The sequence below is a fragment of the Caballeronia sordidicola genome, from assembly GCF_002220365.1.
GTDB lineage: Bacteria > Pseudomonadota > Gammaproteobacteria > Burkholderiales > Burkholderiaceae > Caballeronia > Caballeronia sordidicola_C.
This window is the reverse complement of sequence record NZ_MTHB01000123.1, coordinates 68193-87336: the sequence shown is the minus strand read 5'-3', so window position 1 is coordinate 87336 and position 19144 is coordinate 68193. Positions and strand designations below refer to the sequence as shown.

Here is a 19144-nt window from a genome sequence, read left to right as displayed (position 1 = left end):
TTCTGGCGAAGGGATACAAAATGGCCGAAAACGAGGGATCTTCGACCTCACGGCGAGGACCGTCAAACCGAGAATGATCCCCTGTCATCCCGACATACACCGCGACAGCAGTCGCATGCGATAGGACAACAATCATGGCGAAGGTATCAAATATCCTGTTCGTTCACGGCGCCTGGGCAAACTCCTCGGCTTGGGAGAAGGTCTTGCCGCTCATCGGCGCGGCCGGTCTCACGGGCACTGCCGTTTCGCTTTCGCTGACGTCGCTGGCAGATGATGTGGCGACAGTGAAGCGCGCGATTGCGCTGATTGATGGACCGCTGCTGCTGGTGGGGCATTCCTACGGCGGATCCGTCATTACTGAAGCAGGATCCGATCCGAAAGTCGCGGGTCTCGTCTATGTCGCGGCATTCGCCCCGGACGTCGGTGAGTCGGCGGGATCGCTTGGCGCCGGTGGGCCGCCCACTCGCCTGCTTGAGGTCGTTCGCCCTGACGAGCATCACTTTTTTAAACTCACGCGCGAAGGGGTCGATGAGGTATTTGCGCAGGATCTGACGGCCACCGAGCGCGCGATGATCTTTGCAACGCAAAATCCCTTAGCGGGCGCCGCGCTGGGCGGTGAAGTCACTGCGCCGGCCTGGAAGGAAAAGCCCAGTTGGTATTTGCTCGCCAGTGAGGATCACACCATTCATCCGGAACTTCAGAAGAAGATGGCCGCCAGGATCGGCGCGACGACAGTCACCGTCGAGGCAAGTCATGTGGCCATGCTTTCGCAACCGGATGCGGTGGCAAAGCTGATCGTGCAAGCGGCGGCCTGAACAGAAAGTGTCGCGGATGACAGAACAGACAATGCCCTCGTCATCCGCTTCACTTATGAGGGATGCGATCAACGATCAAGCAGCGGCAAATTCCGCTCTCGCATTGTTTCGTATGACCTGTGGGGGATGACCAAAGGCGCGCACAAACGCGCGACGCATGCGCTCGGAGTCCGCGAAGCCGGTTTCTGTCGCGACTACGTCGACCGGATGACGGCTTTGCTCTATCAGCAGGCGCGCAGCCTCCAACCTCAAATTCGCAACCGCTTTCGCAGGAGACTGACCGGTCTCGGCGCGAAACGCCCGGCTAAATTGACGCACGCTCAGGCAGGCTGCATCGGCGAGTTCCTGCACCGAGAGCTGAGATTTCAGGTTTCGACGCGCATACTCGAGCGCGGTCTGGATCCGGTCAGACTTGGCGTCCATCTTGAGCGACTCAGAGTGCTGCGATTGGCCACCGCCGCGACGATGATGGACAACAAGTTTTTGCGCGACCGAGCGAGCGAGGTCCGCGCCGTAGTCCTTTTCAACCATGGCAAGCGCCAGATCGATACAGGCGGTCATGCCGGCTGACGTCCACACTGATCCATCAATGATGAAGATGCGATCCGACTCTATTCTGATCAGGGGAAAGCGTTCTTTGAGCTCGCGCGCGGCGATCCAATGGGTGGTCGCGCGTTTGCCGTCGAGGATGCCCGCTTGTGCCAGAACGAACGCGCCCGTGCAGATGGATGCAACCCGACGTGACGCACGATGCCCACGCTGCACGAAATCCACGACGGCAGGCGACGCAGTCACACTTGCTGTTCCACCGCCGACCAGCAATGTATCGAAGGCGGGGTCGCCGAACGGCAGGGTCTCGGTCATCGTACCCAGCGAACTGCGCACCATGCCGCCATATTCGGACAACAGTTCGATGCCATACAACTGCTTTCCGGCGCTGATATTGGCGAACTCGAAAACAGACAGGGCGGCGAAATACAGCATCTGGAAATCCGGCAGGATCACGAAACCAATCCGCTGCATTGCACGCTCCTTGATGGGTCGAAACGGGGAAGCCAGGTTTGCGCGAGCAGAAACAGGTCTGATTGTGGTGCCATGGGGCGGCACATGGCACTGCTGCCTAAACGAGGGACGAGTCGTTGCCGCGCGTTGCTGAAGTGTAGAGAAATTTTCGCCATACGGTCCGGGTAGTTATTTAACAAGCGCTGGTGCGTCGTTGAGTTGCGTCATTTTCGTGCGCCGGTTTGTGCGCCGATCTCTTTCGCTATCTCCATGTATTTTTCACATAAGTCACCTGGTTGATGCAAGCCCGAACGCATCGGCCGATCCGTGCAAGGCTTGCCGATCTGACCTGCAACGAGTCATGCCACAGTCAATTGATGCATTCAATACATAGAAGATAGCGGGAATCAGGGGCTACCGGCCTGCGTGGTGACGGTCTATCTTTGCCTTCATGCATCGAATCACACCTCCAAGGAGATCGATATGACCACGACCACACCCCAGCAGAACAAAGAGATCGTCCTCGAAGCGTTCGACGCGCTTTTCAACAAGCGAGACTACGACGCTGCCAAGCGCTTTTGGTCGGACAGTTATATCCAGCACAGTGCTCATATTTCAGCGGGGCGCGATGGCCTGTTCGATCTGATTCGCTCGCTTCCCGACACGCTGCGTTATGAAAACCATGTGATCGTGGCCGAGGGTGACTATGTCATCGCTCACGGCCGCTTCTCCGGCCACGGACTTCCTGCTGCCTGGATTGCCGCCGACATCATCCGCTTCGAGAACGGCGAGTTAGCCGAGCACTGGGATGTCATCGAAGACGAAGCGACTCGCGCCAACTCGGTCAGCGGCCTGCCCATGTTCGGTGACCAATTCCCCGCGTGAACGCTCCATCACTCATTTAACAAAGGACTCATTTCATGAAACTCACAGGAAACACCATCTTCATCACCGGCGGCGGCTCGGGTATCGGCCGAGGTCTCGCCGAAGCGCTGCACAAGCTTGGCAACAAGGTCATCATTGCAGGCCGGCGGCGCGGTCATCTCGACGCGGTCATCGCGGCCAACCGTGGTATGGAAGCGGTCGAACTCGACATCTCCGATCCCGCGAGTATCGAACGGGTGGCCGCGAAGTTGATCGCCGATCATCCCGATCTCAATGTCCTGATCAATAACGCGGGCATCATGCAACCTGACGCAGTCGACGCAAAGATCGACGACGCACAGATGGTCTCCACGGTGACGACGAACCTGATGGGTCCAATCCGGATGACCTCCGCGCTGATCGACCATCTCAAGACGAGAAACGCCGCTGTCGTGGCCTACACCAGTTCCGTCCTCGGCTTTGTGCCAATGGCGGTGACGGCGGTCTACTCATCGACCAAGGCGGCGCTGCACTCGTATGTACTGTCACAACGCTTCATGCTGCAGGACACGACGGTTCGCGTGCTGGAGATCGCGCCACCCTGGGTACGTACTGAACTGATGAATAGTGAGGAAGCCGAAATGGCGATGCCGCTCGATCAGTTCATCGACGAAACGATCAAGGTCCTGGGCACGGATGCGAACGAGATTCTCGTCGAAGCGGCCAAACCGATGCGCGCCAACCCGGGGCCGGGCGAGCACGACTTAGTCAATGGTTTCAATACACAGGCGAAGGCAATGTTCGGAGGCTGATTCCCGTGTCCAAAGCGAACCCGAGCGCAGCGTGTCCGGTCGAGATGACGGTTAGTCATCTCGACCGGACTCTGTCGTCCGGCGATGCAACGCGCTTGAGCGCGTGCATCACTACTTTCGACGCCGATACTCACACCAACATCGCCGATGCTTACGCCGGCTGCCCGACTAAAGCAGGCGTGCTGAAGGAGAGCTGGATGCGCTTTCCGGAACGATTCGATTCCACGATCTGTTCAATCAGTTCGTGCATGCGAACTGCGTCTGCGAAAGTGGGCGCAAGCGTCGAACCGGTCCGTACGTCGCGTGCATGGGCCGAGTACAGATTCGCCAATTCAGCAACACTCGCCCCGAGTTCCGCGGGCGGCAACCAGTCATATTCCTTTGGAATGGCCAACTCCGTTAGCGGCTGCGCGTCACCCCGTGCGATTTCGATGCGGTTGAAGGTGTCGCCGAAGCTGGTGGTGTTCGAGATTTTCAGGTCACCCTTGCTACCGGTGATATCTATCTGCATACCGAAGTTATTGCGTTTCCCCGCCTCGAGATGGATGCTCAGTACGGCGCCATTGGCGAAAGTCCCCGCGAGTACGACCTGGTCCGGGCTTGTGTGGGGCAGCGTTTCGCCGGTTTCCACCAGTGTTATTTCCTTGAACTGATTGACAGTCAACGCCGACAGGCTCTGCGGATAGCCGACCATCGTCGAAAACAAGGCATCCAGAAAATGGCCGCCATAGATCGACAGAAGACTGGAGAAATTCTCTTCGGGGATGGTGTAGTAGAGCGATGCAGGCCGTTCACGCTGGAAGTACTCGACACTCACGTGCAGCCGCACCGAACGTACTTCGCCGATCTCGCCCTGGTCCAGCAAATCGCGCACATACCGATAGCCCGGATTGAGGCGTCGTTGCAGACCGACGATGGTTCGTACGCCCGCTTTGTCGGCCAACGCGAGCAACTCGCCGGACAACGCAGTGCTTGGTGTCAGAGGCCATTCGCAGTAGACGTCCTTGCCCGCCTCGATGGCAGCGCGAATGCCCTCTTCATGCTGGAACGCGGGCGTCAACACGAGCACGAGATCGACTTCCGGGTGCGACACAAGTTCTTGCAGCGACGCTGCCGCGTATTTGAATCCATGGCGCGCGACCAGCGATGCCGCCTTTTCCTGACTGCGGCTGTACACCGCCGTCAGTTCATAGTCCGGCAGCAGTTTCAGCGAAGGAAGGTGCCCATATTCCGACCAATGGCCCAGCCCGATAACGCCTACCCTGATTTTGCCGGAGCCCGTAGCTTCGGTCGTGATGCTGTTCAAGAGAATTCTCCAATGTAAGGCTGCGCGGATCTCTGCTCAGCGACATCGGAATAGTAGGGTTCAGGGAGGTGAAGATAAATGGCCCCGGGGTCCGATCATTTCGGACATCTGAGTCCGCTACTACGACAGATGCGAACTCGCACCCCGCGCAAACCTTGCTCGATCTAGATTTGCAGATGCTTGCTGACATAGTCGATGAAAACACGCAGCTTGGGCGAGGCGTAACGGCTTGCCGGCCACAAGATCCAGAAGGTAACGGTCTGGTCCATGAAATTATCCAGCACGCTATGCAATGCACCGCTCGCCAGGGCATCCCGCACGAGGAAGGTTGGCAGAAGGGCAAAGCCCTTATGCTGAAGCGCGAGATAGCCCAGGACTTCAATGGTGTTGCTCACGAAGGTCTGGGGTAGCTCCGGATCCGCTTCCGATGCAGCGAGCTTGAACGGCCAGCGTTCCAGCTTGCCGGTGACGGGAAACTTATGCAGCAAACAGGCGTGCCGAACAAGCTCGGAAGGATGCGTGGGAACACCGTGAAGCTTGAGATATCTGGTCGAGGCGACCAAGACCTGCCCGCAAGACCCCAGGCGTCGAGATACCAGCCTTGAGTCAAGCTGCTCGCCCGTGCGAATGACTGCATCGAAGCCTTCTTCGATGATATCCACCATGCGATCGGAGAAATCGACATCGATTTCGATTTCCGGATATTGCGCCATGAAGCCGTCCAGCACCGGCATGATCAGCCCGGACAGTTGCGGCGTGCTGATCCGCAACCTTCCCCGAGGGCTGCCGGCTGCATCGGACAGTTCAGCTTCCGCCGATTCGAGCTCACCCAGGATGCGCCGGCACCGTTCCAGGAACAAGGCACCTTCGGCCGTCAACGTGATGCTTCGCGTGCTGCGATGAAAGAGCCGCACGCCCAGGCGATCCTCGATGCGTGCAATGCTTTTGCCGACCGCCGAAGACGATACCCCGAGCAACCGTCCCGCCTCGGTAAAACTGCGGGTCTCAGCCACCTGCACAAATATGGAAATACCACTGAGGCTATCCATCGCCGCACCCCGGGATCAATTAGAGACATATGTGTCCGATATATTCGGAACCTTAGCCTATTTTTCTTTCATGGTCCCGCCCATACACTGTCTTCAAGGTCGAAAGCCCGCTGTTGATCAAACTTCATCAGCCACTGAATCTTGAGGAAATCATGTCCAAACTTCATTCCAGCATCAAAGTCGGTCCCTACGAATTTTCCCATCGCGTGGTTCTGGCGCCGCTCACTCGCATGCGTGCCGAAGAAGACGCCCGGCCTGGCCAGTTGATGGCCGAGTACTACGCGCAACGCACTTCAGAAGGCGGCTTGCTGATCGGCGAAGCCACCATCGCTGCGCCTAATGGCAACGGCTATCTGGGTGCGCCCGGCCTGTACGACGACAGCCAGATCGCCGGCTGGAAGCGGGTGACCGACGCCGTGCACGCCAAAGGCGGGCGGATCTTCCTGCAGCTGTATCATGCCGGGCGCCAGTCCAACAGCCAGTTGCAGCCGGGTGGCGCCCAGCCGGTGGCGCCTTCCGCCGTGCCGCATGGCGGCGTCGCCTACACCGAAGCGGGCTGGGTCCCGAACACACCGAGCCGCGCGCTGACTATTCCCGAGATCGCTGATCTGGTCGAGAGCTTCCGTACAGCAGCCATTCGCGGCAAGCAGGCCGGCTTCGACGGCGTTGAACTGCACGCCGCCAACGGTTACTTGTTCGACCAGTTCCTGCAGGATGGCAGCAACAAGCGCACCGACATCTACGGCGGCTCCTTCGAAAACCGTGCGCGCTTGCTGATCGAAGCGACTCAAGCTGTCATATCCGTGTGGGGCAGCGAACGCGTGGCTGTGCGCCTCGGCCCAAGCGGCACTTGGGGCGATATGTCCGACAGCAATCCGGAAGGTCTCTTTACTTACGTAGCGGAGGAACTGGCGAAACTGAATCTGGCCTACGTGCACCTGATCGAGCCGCGCGTGCTTGGCAACGTCGATGACGACAGCAAGGATCAAAGTCCCGTTGCCGCGCAACTGATTCGCAAGCACTACAAGGGAATCATCATCGCCGCTGGCGGCTTCAAGGGCCACTCGGCCGAAGCCATCTTGCAGGCGGGCGACGCCGACCTGGTCGCGTTTGGCCGCGACTTTATCGCCAATCCGGATCTCCCCGAACGCCTGCGCCGCCAGTTGCCGCTGAATCCGTATGACCGCCCCACGTTCTTTGGCGGCACGGATGTGGGTTATACGGACTATCCGTTCTATCAGAAGGATGCGGTAGCCGCGTAAGGGGAGCACGTGTCGACCGCTGCTACCACGTTGGCGGTCGCACGAGGATCCCGCGGCGCGGATTTGGAATGATGCGGAGTAACCCGAAAATGGTCCAGAAGTGGCTTGCCATTTAACATGTAACGACCGGGTTGGTCAGTCGTTGGCGACTGCTTGGCCGCGCACTCGGCTTGGGCGGGATTTTCTATTGAGAACACAATCCTATGATGAGAATTTTTCCGCGCTGCACACCTCTAAGTGGTAGCAAGCGGACATATCGACATGGACTACGCATCGATTCAACCTGAGTCGACCACTCTGTTACGCAATCGGCCGCCCGGCACGGCTGCCGACATCAACAAGCATCAGGGCGCGTGAGGGCGCAGATGGAACAGCAGCTAGATACGCTCGTGATAGGCGCTGGGCCCGCAGGGCTCGCGGTTGCTGCGTGTCTAAAGAAACGAGGAGCATCCTGCATCATTGTGGACCGGGAGGCCGAGGTCGGTTCGAGCTGGCGCCGTCACTATGACCGGCTGCACCTTCATTCCGACCGGGACCGCTCAGCCCTGCCTTATCTTCCGTTTCCCGCTGGGACGCCGCGTTATCCGTCGCGCGAGCAGGTGATTGAGTATTTCGAACTGTATGCGCGGTATTTCGAGCTGGCGCCGCACTTCAACGAAGAGGTCAGGACTGTACGGCCATGCAACCCCGGATGGATGACGACTACAACAGCCGGCGTCTATCATTCGCGACAGGTGGTCGTGGCCACCGGCTACAACGCCGTTCCCTACCTGCCACAGTGGCGCGGCCAGGAGCGTTTTCGCGGCCGCATCCTGCACAGCAGCGAGTACCGCAGTGGCGAGTCATTCCGCGGCCAAAGCGTTCTGGTCGTCGGCCTGGGCAACAGTGGCGCAGAGATTGCGATCGATCTCCACGAACACGGCGCGCGAGTGGCAATGGCGGTTCGCGGCCCGGTGAACATTGTCCCTCGCGAGATCCTCGGTGTCCCCGTACTCGCTATCGCTATTCTGTTGAACCGCCTTCCTGCCCGGTTCGCTGACGCGTTGGCTGCACCACTCGTGCGGCTGACCATCGGAGACATCACCAAGCTGGGTTTCCGCAAGCTCCCGATGGGTCCCTTTACGCAAATCAAAACGAGGACTCGAATCCCGCTCATTGATGTCGGTACAGTCAAGCTGGTCCGCGAGGGCCACATTGAGGTGCTCGGAGACATCCGCGAGATGGGCGAGGCCGACGTGACATTTGATGACGGGCGTGCGCGGGACTTTGACGCAATCGTTGCTGCAACGGGGTTTCGCCCACGAAGCGGCTTCTTCCTGGCGCCGCCGAGCGATATCCTTGATGCGGAGCAACCGCAGCCGCCGAGCGGTGGGGACAAAAAATCCGGACTGCATCACTGTGGGTTTATCGTCTCGGCGACCGGCATGTTGCGCGAAATCGGGATCGAGGCGCAACGGGTTGCAGACGAAATCACGCACCTTGAGCATCAGCCGGTGGTTTGAGGCGTTCAGGGGCAAGTTCGCACGGCTGCGCTCCCCTGTATTCTCTCGGAAGGCATGCATCCTTCGCTCTTGTCTTGCCACGCGCATGGGCGTCACGCAAAATGCGGCGATTACGGCAATCACAACCAATAACGCCGCCACCGCGACCTATCGCGCGTAATATCGAGTGTGAAGCGTGGGGCAAACCACGCCATTCGAACAGTCCTGCAAAAAAACCGAACGCCGAACGGGATAAGGGAGATGCAATGAGCAACGAAATGTACGAAGAGGGATTGAGCAAAACCGCTGCCAATTTTGCAGCCCTGACACCTTTGACCTTCATCGAACGCGCGGCGTCGGTGTATCCAACATTGCCCGCCATTTCGCACGGCGCGGTGCGACGTGACTGGGCGCAGACCTATGCGCGTACGCGGCGTCTGGCCTCCGCGTTGAGCGCCAGAGGCATTGGCATTGGCGATACAGTCGCTGCAATGCTGCCTAATATTCCCGAAATGATAGAAGCTCATTTCGGTATCCCGATGATTGGCGCAGTCCTCAACACGCTCAACACGCGACTCGATGCAAACACGCTCGCGTTCATGCTGAATCATGGTGAAGCGAAAGTGGTGCTGGTCGATCGCGAATTCTCCGCTGTGATGCGCGAGGCGATTGCGAATGTGGATCACCCGATTCTCGTCATCGACGTCGACGATTCGCAATATGCCGGACCGGGCGAGCGTATCGGTGAACTCGACTATGAAGCGCTGCTGGCGAGCGGCGATCCTGCATTCGAATGGGCACCCCCATCGGATGAATGGAATGCGATCTGCCTCAACTACACATCGGGGACAACCGGATCTCCGAAGGGCGTCGTCTATCACCATCGCGGGGCGTACACCAACGCGGTCAGCAACATCCTGGAATGGGATATGCCGAAGCACGCCGTGTACCTGTGGACTTTGCCCTTGTTCCATTGCAACGGCTGGTGCTTTCCCTGGACCGTGGCTGCGCGGGCCGGCGTCAATGTATGCTTGCGCAAGGTCGACGCGAAAACGATCTTCGATCTGATTCGCCGCGAGCGAGTGACGCACTATTGCGGCGCGCCGATCGTACAGAACCTGCTGGTCAATGCTCCCGAGGAGCTGAAAGCCGGGATCACGCACCGTGTCCACGCAATGGTTGCCGGCGCCGCGCCGCCTGCGGCAATGATTGAAGGAATGGAGCGGCTCGGCTTCGAGCTGACGCATGTGTACGGTTTGACTGAGGTTTATGGCCCCGCGACCGTGTGTGCGAAGCAAGCTCAATGGAGCATGCTCGGCATAGGTGAACGCGCGAGCCTGAATGCGCGGCAGGGCGTGCGCTATCACTTGCAGGATGCTGTGACGGTACGCGATCCTCTGACGATGCAGGAAGTGCCGGCGGATGGAGAGACCATCGGCGAGATCATGTTTCGCGGCAACATCATGATGAAGGGTTACTTGAAGAACCCGGCCGCCACGCAGGAAGCGTTTCGCGGTGGCTGGTTTCATACCGGAGACCTGGCGGTCCTTGATCCCGACGGTTATGCCCGGATCAAGGACCGCAGCAAGGACATCATCATTTCGGGCGGCGAGAATATTTCAAGCATCGAAATTGAAGATGTGCTGTATCGCCATCCGGCGGTACTCGCGGCCGCCGTCGTTGCGAAACCGGACCTCCGTTGGGGCGAGACGCCTTGCGCTTTCGTCGAGTTAAAGGTCGGCGCAACGGTGAGCGCCGCGGAATTGGTTGCGCATTGCAAAGCCCATCTCGCCGGTTTCAAGGTGCCGCGCTCAGTGGAGTTTTGCGAGCTGCCGAAGACATCGACCGGCAAGGTACAGAAGTTCGAACTGCGGAAACGCGCCGCGTTGGTCGCGGCCGTCGACGTATGACGGAGGCGAACATGAACGAAAGTGCAAGCTCAGGCCCGCTGGTGGTCGTCGGCCACGATATCGACGGAGTGCCCGGCGCGGTGCGGATAACGATGAATCGGCCCGACGCATTTAACGCGTTGTCCGAAGCATTGATCGACGCGCTGCAAAGCAGCTTGGACGAGGTGGCTGCATCGGATGCGCGCGTCGTTGTGCTTGCGGGCGCGGGCCGGGCGTTTTGCGCGGGCCACGATCTGAAAGAGATGCGCGCCGAACCATCGTTCGAGTACTACCAGGCTCTGTTTGCTCGCTGCTCGCAGATGATGTTGACCATCCAGCGCATGCCGCAACCCGTGATCGCACGCGTGCACGGAGTGGCGACTGCGGCGGGCTGCCAACTGGTCGCGATGTGCGACCTGGCGATTGCGGCAAGCGATGCACGCTTCGCCGTCTCCGGGGTCAACCTGGGCTTGTTCTGCTCGACGCCGAGTGTGCCGCTGTCGCGCAACCTGTCTCGCAAGGCGGCATTCGAAATGCTTGTGACTGGCGACTATATCGATGCACAAACCGCGTGTGAGCGCGGCCTTGTGAACCGAGTCGCCACGCCCGAAAAACTGGACGATGCGATTCGTGCGCTCGCGGCGAGTATCAGCGCGAAGCCTCGTGTAGCGATCGCTGCTGGCAAGCATCTTTTCTACCGGCAGCTGGAGGCGGGCATTGATACAGCGTACCAACTGGCCGGAGACACGATGGCGCGCAACATGCTGGACGACGCAGCTCTTGAGGGAACCGAGGCGTTCATACAGAAACGCACGCCGCAGTGGCGCGAAACGTGAGGTGGCGGATGAAGTTGTTCACGCGCTTGCGGTAACGTCACGTCTGACGTGCCTCGCGCTGCGTGCGCAAGCGAGGCCAATCAAAGTACAGAGTTCAAGTTCTCCATCGGTAATATTTCTGGCTCCGCGTGGGGCCTGAAAGGCAATGAGGGCATGGCTGCCTGGCAAAAATCGAGCGGGACGTCGCTCAGTACGGCGGCCAAAATCACCACGGCGGACGCCTCGATTGGCTCCTATAACGCGAACTCAGGGACCTTAGCCCAGGGTCTGGGTTTCGTGGGCATGCGCCACCGGTCCTGAGCCACGGGCCACGCCACGGCGATAACTGCCGACTCACGCGTATTTGGCTATGTCCTTCCGCTGAAGCCGGTCTCAACGGCGACTGCAATGTCGAATCCGTGAAACGGGTAAGCGTGGCTCATGGCGCACCCCGGTCCACCATCTGCGACGGCCGGCCGTCGTCGGGTCCCAAAATGCCGATGTGCTTGAAGAAAAGGTCTACGATTCCGCGAGTTGGCACACTCGCGGAAAGCGTCGTTATTTTGACGGGAGCAAACCACTCGCACTTTGCAATTTCGTTGCTTGGCTGTGCGGTCGTATGTTGCGCAACGTCAGCGAAGAAGACGTTGTGCAGCGTGTTGAAGCCGCTAAATTGGAAGAGATACATGAGCTCATTGGCGACGAGCATGGTTTCTTCTTCCAGTTCACGCAGCGCAGCTTCATGAGGTGCTTCGCCACGACGAATTCTTCCGCCCGGTAGCGCCCATCGTGACCTTTCCCTGGCAACCAGGAGAATGCGGTTGTCTCGAACACACAGAACGGTGGCCCTGTCCTTCATATCGCCCCCGGCAGTTAGTGAATTGAGCTTCGCGTAAGCGGACGTTGATGCAACGATCTGTCGTAACGATAGCTACCAAAGAGCAGTGGCGGCGTATTGCGATCGGCTTATTAGAGATGTCGCTCCGCGCGCCGATGATTCCGTTTGCTCATATACGCTGTGGGAATGCCGTAGCAAAAAAGTCAGTCACGCGGCGCACGCGTGCCGGTACATACCGACGTTTTGGCCAGATGAGGCTTACGTCTCTGACGTCGCTCATAAACTCTTCGAGAATCGTGATTACATTCGGATGCAGTAGCTCATCAGCAAGAGAGACCTTGGCAAACAGGCCGATTCCAACACCGGCCAGTACACCAGCGCGGATAGTTTCGACGCTATTGGACGAAAGATTTCCGCGAACAGACACGCTGAATCGACCTTCCGGCCCGACAAACGGCCAATTGGCTGACTCCATCAGGCCACCATATAAAAGGCAATTGTGATTAACGAGCTCTGCGGGGGTCTTTGGTACGCCGTGTTGTTCGAAGTAGCGACGGGATCCGACGCATACAAGCGGGGTGGTAGCCACGCGCCTGACAACCGCGTCGGGTTCGTTGACGGGGCCCACCCGGATAGACAGGTCGATCCGATCTTCCACCATATCTCGCACGAAGTCTGAAAGAACAAGATCCACCTGAAGGCCGGGATTGAGTGATAAGAGCTCGGGTATGAGCGGAAGAATGTGAAGCCGGCCAAAAGTGGAGGATGCGGCGATCCTGATCAGACCTGAGACATTGCGTGTATTGCTTGTCAGTTCGCCGTCGGCTTCATTCATCTCCTCGACAAGCGGCTTTGTCCGATCATAGTAGTGCTGCCCCTGATCTGTCAGGGTCACGCTGCGCGTGCTTCGGTTAAACAGCATCACGCCCAGGCGCCTCTCCAGCGCACTGACGGCCTTACTGACGGCGGACTGTGAATCGCCGGTTCTGCGCGCTGCGGCGGAAAAACCGCCCGCTTCGACGACAGCGATAAAGGCATTCATTTCGTGAAACCGATCCATTGCCGTCTTCCACAGAATTAACCATTCGCGAGATTGCGTGATTCCCAGTGTTTTTAGCGCAACTTAATACTACGCGATTTATTCTTTTGAAGAATAAATCATATGAAAAATATGCGAATTATCATTCTCGTCGATAGCAATTAAGCTGTTCCTGTCATTCACCAAAGGTAGGTTTCAATGTCCACTCTCGCAGGCAAGATCGCCGTCATCAGCGGCGCTACGTCCGGTATTGGTTTAGCCATCGCCCAGCGGTTTGTCGCTGAAGGCGCTCACGTTTTTATCTTTGGCCGTCGGCAAGCACAGCTCGACGCCGCCGCCAAACTGATCGGACGCAACGTCACCACCATCCAGGCCGATGCTTCAAACCTCGATGACCTTGACCGTGTTGCAGCAACGGTTAAAGAAGAAAAGGGTGTCGTCGACATCATTGTGTCGAACGCGGGTTTCACGGAGCAGGCATCAATTGACACCATCACGCCCGAGCATTTCGACAAGGCATTCAACCTCATGGCTCGCGGCCCTGTTTTCCTCGTGCAGAAGTTGCTGCCGATGATGACCGGCGGTGGATCGATCGTGTTGGTATCGTCTGCCATGCACGTCATGGGCATTGCTGGCCACACCGCCTACGCGGCGACCAAGGCGGCATTACGGTCGTATGCCCGTACCTGGGCTGCGGAATTCAAGGATCGCGGCATTCGCGTCAACTTGTTGAGCCCTGGCGCGACCGACACCCCGATTCTCGACGCTCAGTCGGGGACACGCGAGGAACTAGTAGATATGTATCAGAGCATGATCCCTCTCGGTCGACTCGCTCGGGCTGAAGAGATGGCCAGCGCGGCGCTTTTCCTCGCGTCCGGCCAGAGTTCGTACGTGACGGGTGCGGATCTGATGGCCGATGGTGGCATTGGCCAGGTTTGAGATCCGAGGGCCTAGGACAACATTTTTTCTATATAAAGGATAGCTAAATGAACTACGCGATCATCGGGCTTGGCAAGATCGGGACGGCCATTGCTCAGGCGTTCGCCCGCGAGGGCATTGAAGTAGGCGTGGCAAGCAGGCGACCGCTGGATGCGCTCGCGGCAAAGATCGGTCCGTCGCTTGTCCCTCAGCGAATCGAGGATGCGGTGAAGGCCGACGTCGTCATCCTGGCCGTGCCCTTCGCCACCCATCGGGACATCGGGCGGGTCGCCGAAAGCTGGCAGGGGAAGGTCGTGATCGACGCAACCAACGCGTTCGACGTCCCCCCGGAGGAGCTGGACGGACTGCCCTCGACTGCTGCACTCGCGAAGGCTTTCCCGGGAGCGAAGTTGGTGAAGGCCTTCAACCACCTGCCGGCGGGCACCCTGGCGCAAGGGCCGAGAACGCTCCAAGGGGGACGGCGGGTCGTGTTCATCTCCAGCGACGACGACGCGGCTAGCGCATCGGTGGCGACCCTCGTCGACCGGCTTGGCTTCGCCCCGGTCGAGTTGGGGAAGATTGGCGAGGGCGGCCTGCTTGTCCAGGCACGGGGCTGCACGTGGGGCCACCTTATTTTCCAGGACCTGGCCAAGTTTGACTGATCGCAGCGAAGGGAGAACCCGCTTGGCAGGAGGGTGCTGTATTGTCGTCTCTCGACGCAGTTGGTCGGCTGCATGCACGAATCAGGGCGACGGTATGAGCGGAATGGCCATGCGCGCGGACGCCGTATTTGCCTATGCGTTTCAGGCGGTGCTCAAGGCCGCTTCAGTATGGCTGATCGTCGGGCCGGCAATGTCTTTTGCCGCGACTGGGTTTGCCGGCGCCGACCGTCGTCCATTCGGGCGGATTTCACGGTTCGATTTGTTTCGTGTTAAAAAATTGAGGCTCGCTTGCCAGTGATACGCACTGACGGACGGCAGGCACCCGGAAACCACTCGCTTCAAAAGGTCCATGCCCATGTCGATGTATTCCTTGCATTGCACTCCGCGGCGCATGCGCCGCGCCACGTGGCTGGCCGTTGCATTGGCCGTTGCATTGGCCGCCTGCGCGCCCTTGCCGCCCATCGCGAGTAACGCTGCTGCGCCAAGCGCCACGCACCGTGCTGACGGGCCCTTGCGCGTTCCGCCAAGCCTGATCACGCTGACGCAGCCTGCGGGACAACAGCGGCTGATGTCCACCGCCGACAACCAGTCGTACTGGCTGCTATCGGAGTATTTCGAAACCCAGAGGAACGAGGCTTACTGCTCTGTAGCGACATCGGTAATGGCGTTGAATGCGTTGGGAATCAGCCGTCCCGAGTCTACTCAATACCCTGATTTTCCTTACTTCTCACAGGAAGACTTCTTCCGCGGCGTCGATCCGCAAGTGGCTAACGCAGCTCGGGTATCGAAGGAAGGCATGACGCTCGATCAGCTCAGCGCGGTCTTGAGCGAATTTCCGGTCGATGTGAAAAAGTTCCACTCTGCCGACCTGACGCTTGCGCAGTTTCGCGATTTGGTTCGAGACACTACTGGCCACAGCGACCGCTTCGCGCTGCTGAACTTCAGGCGATTGGAGATCGGCGAAGTAGGGGGCGGCCACTGGTCCCCACTCGCTGCATTCGATGCCGCCAGCGATAGCGCGCTAGTTCTCGATGTCGCACGTTACAAGTATCCAGCCGTTTGGGTTCCGATCGCGCAGTTGTACGCAGGCTCGCAAGCAGTCGACACCGTGAGCGGACGTTCGCGCGGCGTGGTGATTGTCAGCAAACGGTAGATCATTGGTCGCAAATTGACTGGTCATGAGTGGTGTTACTTCCATCTGCATCTGCGTTGTCGCGTCCGGATGGGGTGGTGCTTGGAGTCTTTGGGAAGCCACCTTCGTCAGGTAGGGTTGGATTGGGCGAGTGTCCTGCCTATAGCGGGCAGCCGGCCGGCAGTTTGCTGGCGTTGCGGATACTCGAAGCTGCGCGAGCGCAAGCTGGCGGACGGGCGGGAACGGCCGAGAAAGTGACCCGGACGCCCCATTCCGTTACGTCAGCCGGGAATAACGTTGCGGCGCGTGGAACGACCATGCTTGGTGAACCTTGACCCTGTGTTGCTTGCGCATGCTACGCAAGTGGGCTGGCCCATGCATAGGAGCCCGGCGTCAGATCGACCAGCATGCCGACCATGGCCGGTGCAATGGCGGCCGCACCCTGGCTACCAAAGTTAATGATGCCGGCAGCCGATCCGACCGAACGGCCTGCCAGCCGATTCATTTGCTCGCGTCCGCCCAGTGCCATGCCGGTCTGTCGAGCATGCCCTGGCCGACAATTGTCGTCTCGGAAAAGACTTTGTCGAGCACGAGCGTATTGCAGTCCGGGTCCTCTTCGAGCGCTGAGGCGAGCCGGGTGGAGTGAGAAATGACCCATACCTGCGAGTTGCGAGCCGCCCGACGTATAAGCCGGCCGAGTGCCGGCGTCAGGTCTGGGTGGAGGCTCGCCTCCGGTTCGTTGAGTACCATCAGGTCGGGTGGCCTCGCAGTCAATAGCGCTGTGGTGAGCAACAGATAACGAAGCGTGCCGTCGGACAATTCGGCGGCGGTCAGCGGCCGCAACAATCCTTCTTGATGGAAGAGCAGAGAAAACAGTCCTCCCGGCTGAGCAAGAATCTCCACGCGGGCGCCCGGGAATGCATCGAACACCGCCTCGTCCAGCGCCTCGCGGTCACCGATTTCTCGAATCGTCTGCCAGGCGGCAGCGAGGTCCCGTCCGTCGTGATGCAGGACGAGTGTGCGTGTGCCAATCTGCGAGCGCCGCGCGGGCGCATCGGTATCGATCCGGAAGTGATCGTAGAAACGCCAGCTGCGCATCGCTTCGCGAACGGCAAATACCTCTGGATTCAGCCTGTCCTTGCCGACTTGCGAGAAAAGACTTTCGTAACGAGGAAGGCTCTGCGTGAGCACGTCCCATCCGTCGTCCGACTTGCGGCGCACGACGCTGCCTTCGCGATCGATCAGCAGATTCGCGCGGCGCAGGAACGGACCAGCCCAGATCGATTCGCGCTTGAATTCGGGGTCGAGCGCGAATGACGACGGGGTTTCCCTGTCCTCACCGGAGTCATGCGACACGAGACCCATACTGACCGCATATCCGAAGTCCTCGCCGCTGAAACCGAGCCTCAGGCGCGGCGGCGTCCCTCTCGCCCGAGGCTGAACCGGGATTTCGCCGCGACGCATACGGCCCGAATGATCGTCGGGCCCTGCCCAGACCACAGACTTCAGGCCGCCCTCGAGCGCAAGCGGCGCGACAATGCCGTCCTGCGCGGTGCCCGCTAGCAGTCGTAGAGCCCGATACAGATTCGACTTGCCGCTGCCGTTGGTACCTATTATCAGATTAAGTCTCGTCAAGGGTATGACAAGCTCCCTGATCGAGCGGTAGTTGTTAATGGCGAGGGTGGTCAGCATCTGGGTCGGGACTATTGGTGCGGTCGTTCATGTTAATCGACTTACGGGAGACCTTCCAACTGAGTCCGCACGGCAGGCCAGTTCTCCCAGCGTGCGCATGGCGGTCTCGATAGCGGGTGTCCACGGATGCCCGTAGTTGAGCCGGATGTAGCGCCGCAAATCTCCCGCCGCTGAAAAAATGGGTCCGGGAGCGATCGCAATGCCGTGTGCCGCAGCGGCTTCGAACAGATGTACTGAGTCGACATGCGCAGGCAATTCCACCCACAAAAAATAGCCTCCGTCCGGTCTCACGAGTGACGTGCCCCGCGGGAAATAGTCGCGTATGGCGTGCAGCATCTGGGCCTGAAGACGCATGAGATCCACGCGCAGCTTGCGCAAGAAACGGTCATAGCCGCCGTGTTCCAGATAGTCTGCGATTGCGAGCTGCGCCGGCACGGATGCCGAAAGTGCGGCGCTCGATCGTGCGCGCGCGATCCACGGAGCAAAGCGACCTGCTGCGACCCAGCCGATCCGGTATCTCGGGGCGAGACATTTGGAGAACGAGCCGCAGTGCAACACAAGATTGGTGCGGTCAAATCGTTTGACGGGATGGGTGGGTGTCGAGCCGAAATGCAGTTCGCTATACACGTCGTCCTCGATCAATGGGACGTCATGCGCAGCGAGCAATTCGATCAGCGCTTGTTTCTTGTCATCCGGCAAGGTCACACCGGTTGGGTTTTGAAGCGACGTCATGAACCAGCAGACGCGGATGGGGTGTCGCCCAAGGGCCTCAGCCAGTAAGTCGAGATCGAGCCCATCGTGCGAGTCGACAGGTATCTCCACGACCTTCAGGTGAAGGCGCTCGATCGCGCTAAGCGCGCCGTAGAAGGTCGGGTGTCCTATAGCGACGATATCGCCGGGGCGGGTGAGTGTTTGCAGGCTTAGCGTCAATGCATCGAGCGCACCGCTCGTGATGATGATTTCGTCGATCGGTACCACCATGCCCATGGTGAGATAGCGCCGTGCGATCTGGCGGCGCAGGCATTCTTCACCAATCGCCACGGGCGCCGTATTTTCGCCGCAATCCATGTTTCGGGCCGCCCTGTTCAGCGAGCGGGCCAACCGGCCCAACGGAAAGAGCTCCGGGTTCGGCCAAGGGGAGGCAAGGGCAACATTGTCGCAATCTTGCAGTGCCTGCATGAAGCGATGCGTCAGGCTGGAGGTTTGCGTGCCTGCGCTGTGCGCGAGTATGGGCGTCGGGCGGAGGTCTGATAGCTGCCGGCAATTGACGAAAAAGCCTGAGCGGTGCCGCGCCACGATCAGGCCGCGTCGCTCCAGTGCGTAATACGCCTGGAATACCGTTGACGGACTGATGCCGTATGAACGGCTTGCCTGACGCACGGACGGCAACCGCATGTGTGGCTTCAGCACTCCGCTTTCTATCAGTCCTTCGATTTGACACGCCAGTTCTTGATAGCGCTTCATGCCAGAAGCGGCCCTTGTATTGCTTGCGTACCTATCATGCTGCGCCTTCGTGAGTCATGCTATTTGTGCGCTTGCCACCGTCGCGTGAGCGATGGGTGTGCCGT

General features: G+C 59.3%; 19 protein-coding genes. 11 read left to right on the top strand and 8 right to left on the bottom strand.

Features of this window, described 5'->3' with window-relative positions; all coding sequences use genetic code 11:
• The first annotated feature begins 134 nt into the window (after positions 1 to 134).
• Positions 135 to 815: an alpha/beta hydrolase gene (locus BSU04_RS20095; protein WP_089162277.1), complete on the top strand. Its 681-nt coding sequence runs from the start codon at positions 135 to 137 to the stop codon at positions 813 to 815.
• A 75-nt stretch (positions 816 to 890) separates the two neighbouring features.
• On the opposite strand, the gene BSU04_RS20090 is transcribed toward BSU04_RS20095, so the two are convergent.
• A complete protein-coding gene (locus tag BSU04_RS20090; protein ID WP_089162276.1) occupies positions 891 to 1838 on the bottom strand; it encodes a GlxA family transcriptional regulator in 948 nt (315 codons plus the stop codon).
• A gap of 462 nt (positions 1839 to 2300) precedes the next feature.
• Between BSU04_RS20090 and BSU04_RS20085 the strand changes: the two genes are divergently transcribed.
• Together BSU04_RS20085 and BSU04_RS20080 are read left to right on the top strand one after the other, a co-directional pair.
• The gene (locus BSU04_RS20085) at positions 2301 to 2702 is read left to right on the top strand and encodes a nuclear transport factor 2 family protein (protein ID WP_089162275.1); all 402 of its coding nucleotides are present in this window, start codon (positions 2301 to 2303) and stop codon (positions 2700 to 2702) included.
• Positions 2703 to 2737: 35 nt separating this feature from the next.
• Positions 2738 to 3493 carry an SDR family oxidoreductase gene (locus tag BSU04_RS20080; RefSeq protein ID WP_089162274.1) on the top strand — a complete coding sequence of 252 codons (756 nt, stop codon included), beginning with the start codon at positions 2738 to 2740 and terminating at the stop codon, positions 3491 to 3493.
• Positions 3494 to 3644: 151 nt separating this feature from the next.
• Here the strand turns inward: BSU04_RS20080 and BSU04_RS20075 are convergent, their stop codons facing one another.
• Positions 3645 to 4799: a Gfo/Idh/MocA family protein gene (locus BSU04_RS20075; RefSeq protein ID WP_256983097.1), complete on the bottom strand. Its 1155-nt coding sequence runs from the start codon at positions 4797 to 4799 to the stop codon at positions 3645 to 3647.
• Positions 4800 to 4963: 164 nt separating this feature from the next.
• Entirely contained in the window at positions 4964 to 5848 is an 885-nt protein-coding gene (locus tag BSU04_RS20070) for a LysR substrate-binding domain-containing protein (RefSeq protein WP_089162273.1), read from the bottom strand.
• 152 nt (positions 5849 to 6000) lie between these two features.
• Here BSU04_RS20070 and BSU04_RS20065 point away from each other — a divergent pair, with 152 nt between their 5' ends.
• The 4 genes from BSU04_RS20065 (at position 6001) to BSU04_RS20050 (ending at position 11316) form a co-directional block, all read left to right on the top strand.
• Positions 6001 to 7110 (top strand): alkene reductase, encoded by a 1110-nt coding sequence (locus BSU04_RS20065; protein WP_089162272.1) that lies wholly within the window; start codon positions 6001 to 6003, stop codon positions 7108 to 7110.
• Between the two features lie 365 nt (positions 7111 to 7475).
• Positions 7476 to 8612, top strand: a complete 1137-nt coding sequence (locus tag BSU04_RS20060) for a flavin-containing monooxygenase (RefSeq protein WP_089162271.1) — start codon at positions 7476 to 7478, stop codon at positions 8610 to 8612.
• Between the two features lie 245 nt (positions 8613 to 8857).
• Complete coding sequence (locus BSU04_RS20055; protein WP_089162270.1) at positions 8858 to 10501, top strand: acyl-CoA synthetase; 1644 nt, start codon at positions 8858 to 8860, stop codon at positions 10499 to 10501.
• An 11-nt stretch (positions 10502 to 10512) separates the two neighbouring features.
• Positions 10513 to 11316 (top strand): enoyl-CoA hydratase, encoded by an 804-nt coding sequence (locus tag BSU04_RS20050; RefSeq protein WP_089162352.1) that lies wholly within the window; start codon positions 10513 to 10515, stop codon positions 11314 to 11316.
• A 418-nt stretch (positions 11317 to 11734) separates the two neighbouring features.
• Here the strand turns inward: BSU04_RS20050 and BSU04_RS20045 are convergent, their stop codons facing one another.
• Positions 11735 to 12154 carry an NUDIX hydrolase gene (locus BSU04_RS20045; protein WP_089162269.1) on the bottom strand — a complete coding sequence of 140 codons (420 nt, stop codon included), beginning with the start codon at positions 12152 to 12154 and terminating at the stop codon, positions 11735 to 11737.
• 148 nt (positions 12155 to 12302) lie between these two features.
• Complete coding sequence (locus BSU04_RS20040) at positions 12303 to 13193, bottom strand: LysR family transcriptional regulator (protein ID WP_089162268.1); 891 nt, start codon at positions 13191 to 13193, stop codon at positions 12303 to 12305.
• Positions 13194 to 13370: 177 nt separating this feature from the next.
• Between BSU04_RS20040 and BSU04_RS20035 the strand changes: the two genes are divergently transcribed.
• From BSU04_RS20035 to BSU04_RS20020, 4 genes are all read left to right on the top strand, one after another.
• Complete coding sequence (locus BSU04_RS20035) at positions 13371 to 14111, top strand: SDR family NAD(P)-dependent oxidoreductase (protein ID WP_089162267.1); 741 nt, start codon at positions 13371 to 13373, stop codon at positions 14109 to 14111.
• 47 nt (positions 14112 to 14158) lie between these two features.
• Positions 14159 to 14752, top strand: coding sequence for an NADPH-dependent F420 reductase (locus BSU04_RS20030; protein WP_089162266.1), 594 nt, complete (start codon positions 14159 to 14161; stop codon positions 14750 to 14752).
• A 109-nt stretch (positions 14753 to 14861) separates the two neighbouring features.
• Positions 14862 to 15050: a hypothetical protein gene (locus tag BSU04_RS20025; protein WP_144021290.1), complete on the top strand. Its 189-nt coding sequence runs from the start codon at positions 14862 to 14864 to the stop codon at positions 15048 to 15050.
• 57 nt (positions 15051 to 15107) lie between these two features.
• On the top strand, positions 15108 to 15905 hold the full coding sequence (locus BSU04_RS20020; protein WP_089162264.1) for a phytochelatin synthase family protein: 798 nt from the start codon (positions 15108 to 15110) through the stop codon (positions 15903 to 15905).
• 334 nt (positions 15906 to 16239) lie between these two features.
• Here the strand turns inward: BSU04_RS20020 and BSU04_RS46485 are convergent, their stop codons facing one another.
• Genes BSU04_RS46485 through BSU04_RS20010 form a run of 3 tightly spaced genes read right to left on the bottom strand, consistent with a single transcriptional unit; the run spans position 16240 to position 19040 of the window.
• Positions 16240 to 16389 (bottom strand): hypothetical protein, encoded by a 150-nt coding sequence (locus BSU04_RS46485; protein WP_179258373.1) that lies wholly within the window; start codon positions 16387 to 16389, stop codon positions 16240 to 16242.
• Positions 16386 to 17576, bottom strand: a complete 1191-nt coding sequence (locus BSU04_RS20015; protein ID WP_089162263.1) for an AAA family ATPase — start codon at positions 17574 to 17576, stop codon at positions 16386 to 16388. The genes BSU04_RS46485 and BSU04_RS20015 overlap by 4 nt, the downstream gene beginning before the upstream one ends.
• A gap of 27 nt (positions 17577 to 17603) precedes the next feature.
• A complete protein-coding gene (locus BSU04_RS20010) occupies positions 17604 to 19040 on the bottom strand; it encodes an aminotransferase-like domain-containing protein (protein WP_089162262.1) in 1437 nt (478 codons plus the stop codon).
• Positions 19041 to 19144 lie beyond the last annotated feature (104 nt).

What these genes read in the sequence shown, in the direction of transcription:
- BSU04_RS20015 (WP_089162263.1), bottom strand. Translation starts at nt 17,576, where the DNA reads ATGCTGACCACCCTCGCCATTAACAACTACCGCTCGATCAGGGAGCTT.
- BSU04_RS20040 (WP_089162268.1), bottom strand. Translation starts at nt 13,193, where the DNA reads ATGGATCGGTTTCACGAAATGAATGCCTTTATCGCTGTCGTCGAAGCG.
- BSU04_RS20055 (WP_089162270.1), top strand. Translation starts at nt 8,858, where the DNA reads ATGAGCAACGAAATGTACGAAGAGGGATTGAGCAAAACCGCTGCCAAT.
- BSU04_RS20050 (WP_089162352.1), top strand. Translation starts at nt 10,513, where the DNA reads ATGAACGAAAGTGCAAGCTCAGGCCCGCTGGTGGTCGTCGGCCACGAT.
- BSU04_RS20095 (WP_089162277.1), top strand. Translation starts at nt 135, where the DNA reads ATGGCGAAGGTATCAAATATCCTGTTCGTTCACGGCGCCTGGGCAAAC.
- BSU04_RS20070 (WP_089162273.1), bottom strand. Translation starts at nt 5,848, where the DNA reads ATGGATAGCCTCAGTGGTATTTCCATATTTGTGCAGGTGGCTGAGACC.
- BSU04_RS20065 (WP_089162272.1), top strand. Translation starts at nt 6,001, where the DNA reads ATGTCCAAACTTCATTCCAGCATCAAAGTCGGTCCCTACGAATTTTCC.
- BSU04_RS46485 (WP_179258373.1), bottom strand. Translation starts at nt 16,389, where the DNA reads ATGAATCGGCTGGCAGGCCGTTCGGTCGGATCGGCTGCCGGCATCATT.
- BSU04_RS20025 (WP_144021290.1), top strand. Translation starts at nt 14,862, where the DNA reads ATGCGCGCGGACGCCGTATTTGCCTATGCGTTTCAGGCGGTGCTCAAG.
- BSU04_RS20080 (WP_089162274.1), top strand. Translation starts at nt 2,738, where the DNA reads ATGAAACTCACAGGAAACACCATCTTCATCACCGGCGGCGGCTCGGGT.
- BSU04_RS20010 (WP_089162262.1), bottom strand. Translation starts at nt 19,040, where the DNA reads ATGAAGCGCTATCAAGAACTGGCGTGTCAAATCGAAGGACTGATAGAA.
- BSU04_RS20085 (WP_089162275.1), top strand. Translation starts at nt 2,301, where the DNA reads ATGACCACGACCACACCCCAGCAGAACAAAGAGATCGTCCTCGAAGCG.
- BSU04_RS20035 (WP_089162267.1), top strand. Translation starts at nt 13,371, where the DNA reads ATGTCCACTCTCGCAGGCAAGATCGCCGTCATCAGCGGCGCTACGTCC.
- BSU04_RS20060 (WP_089162271.1), top strand. Translation starts at nt 7,476, where the DNA reads ATGGAACAGCAGCTAGATACGCTCGTGATAGGCGCTGGGCCCGCAGGG.
- BSU04_RS20030 (WP_089162266.1), top strand. Translation starts at nt 14,159, where the DNA reads ATGAACTACGCGATCATCGGGCTTGGCAAGATCGGGACGGCCATTGCT.
- BSU04_RS20045 (WP_089162269.1), bottom strand. Translation starts at nt 12,154, where the DNA reads ATGAAGGACAGGGCCACCGTTCTGTGTGTTCGAGACAACCGCATTCTC.
- BSU04_RS20020 (WP_089162264.1), top strand. Translation starts at nt 15,108, where the DNA reads ATGTCGATGTATTCCTTGCATTGCACTCCGCGGCGCATGCGCCGCGCC.
- BSU04_RS20090 (WP_089162276.1), bottom strand. Translation starts at nt 1,838, where the DNA reads ATGCAGCGGATTGGTTTCGTGATCCTGCCGGATTTCCAGATGCTGTAT.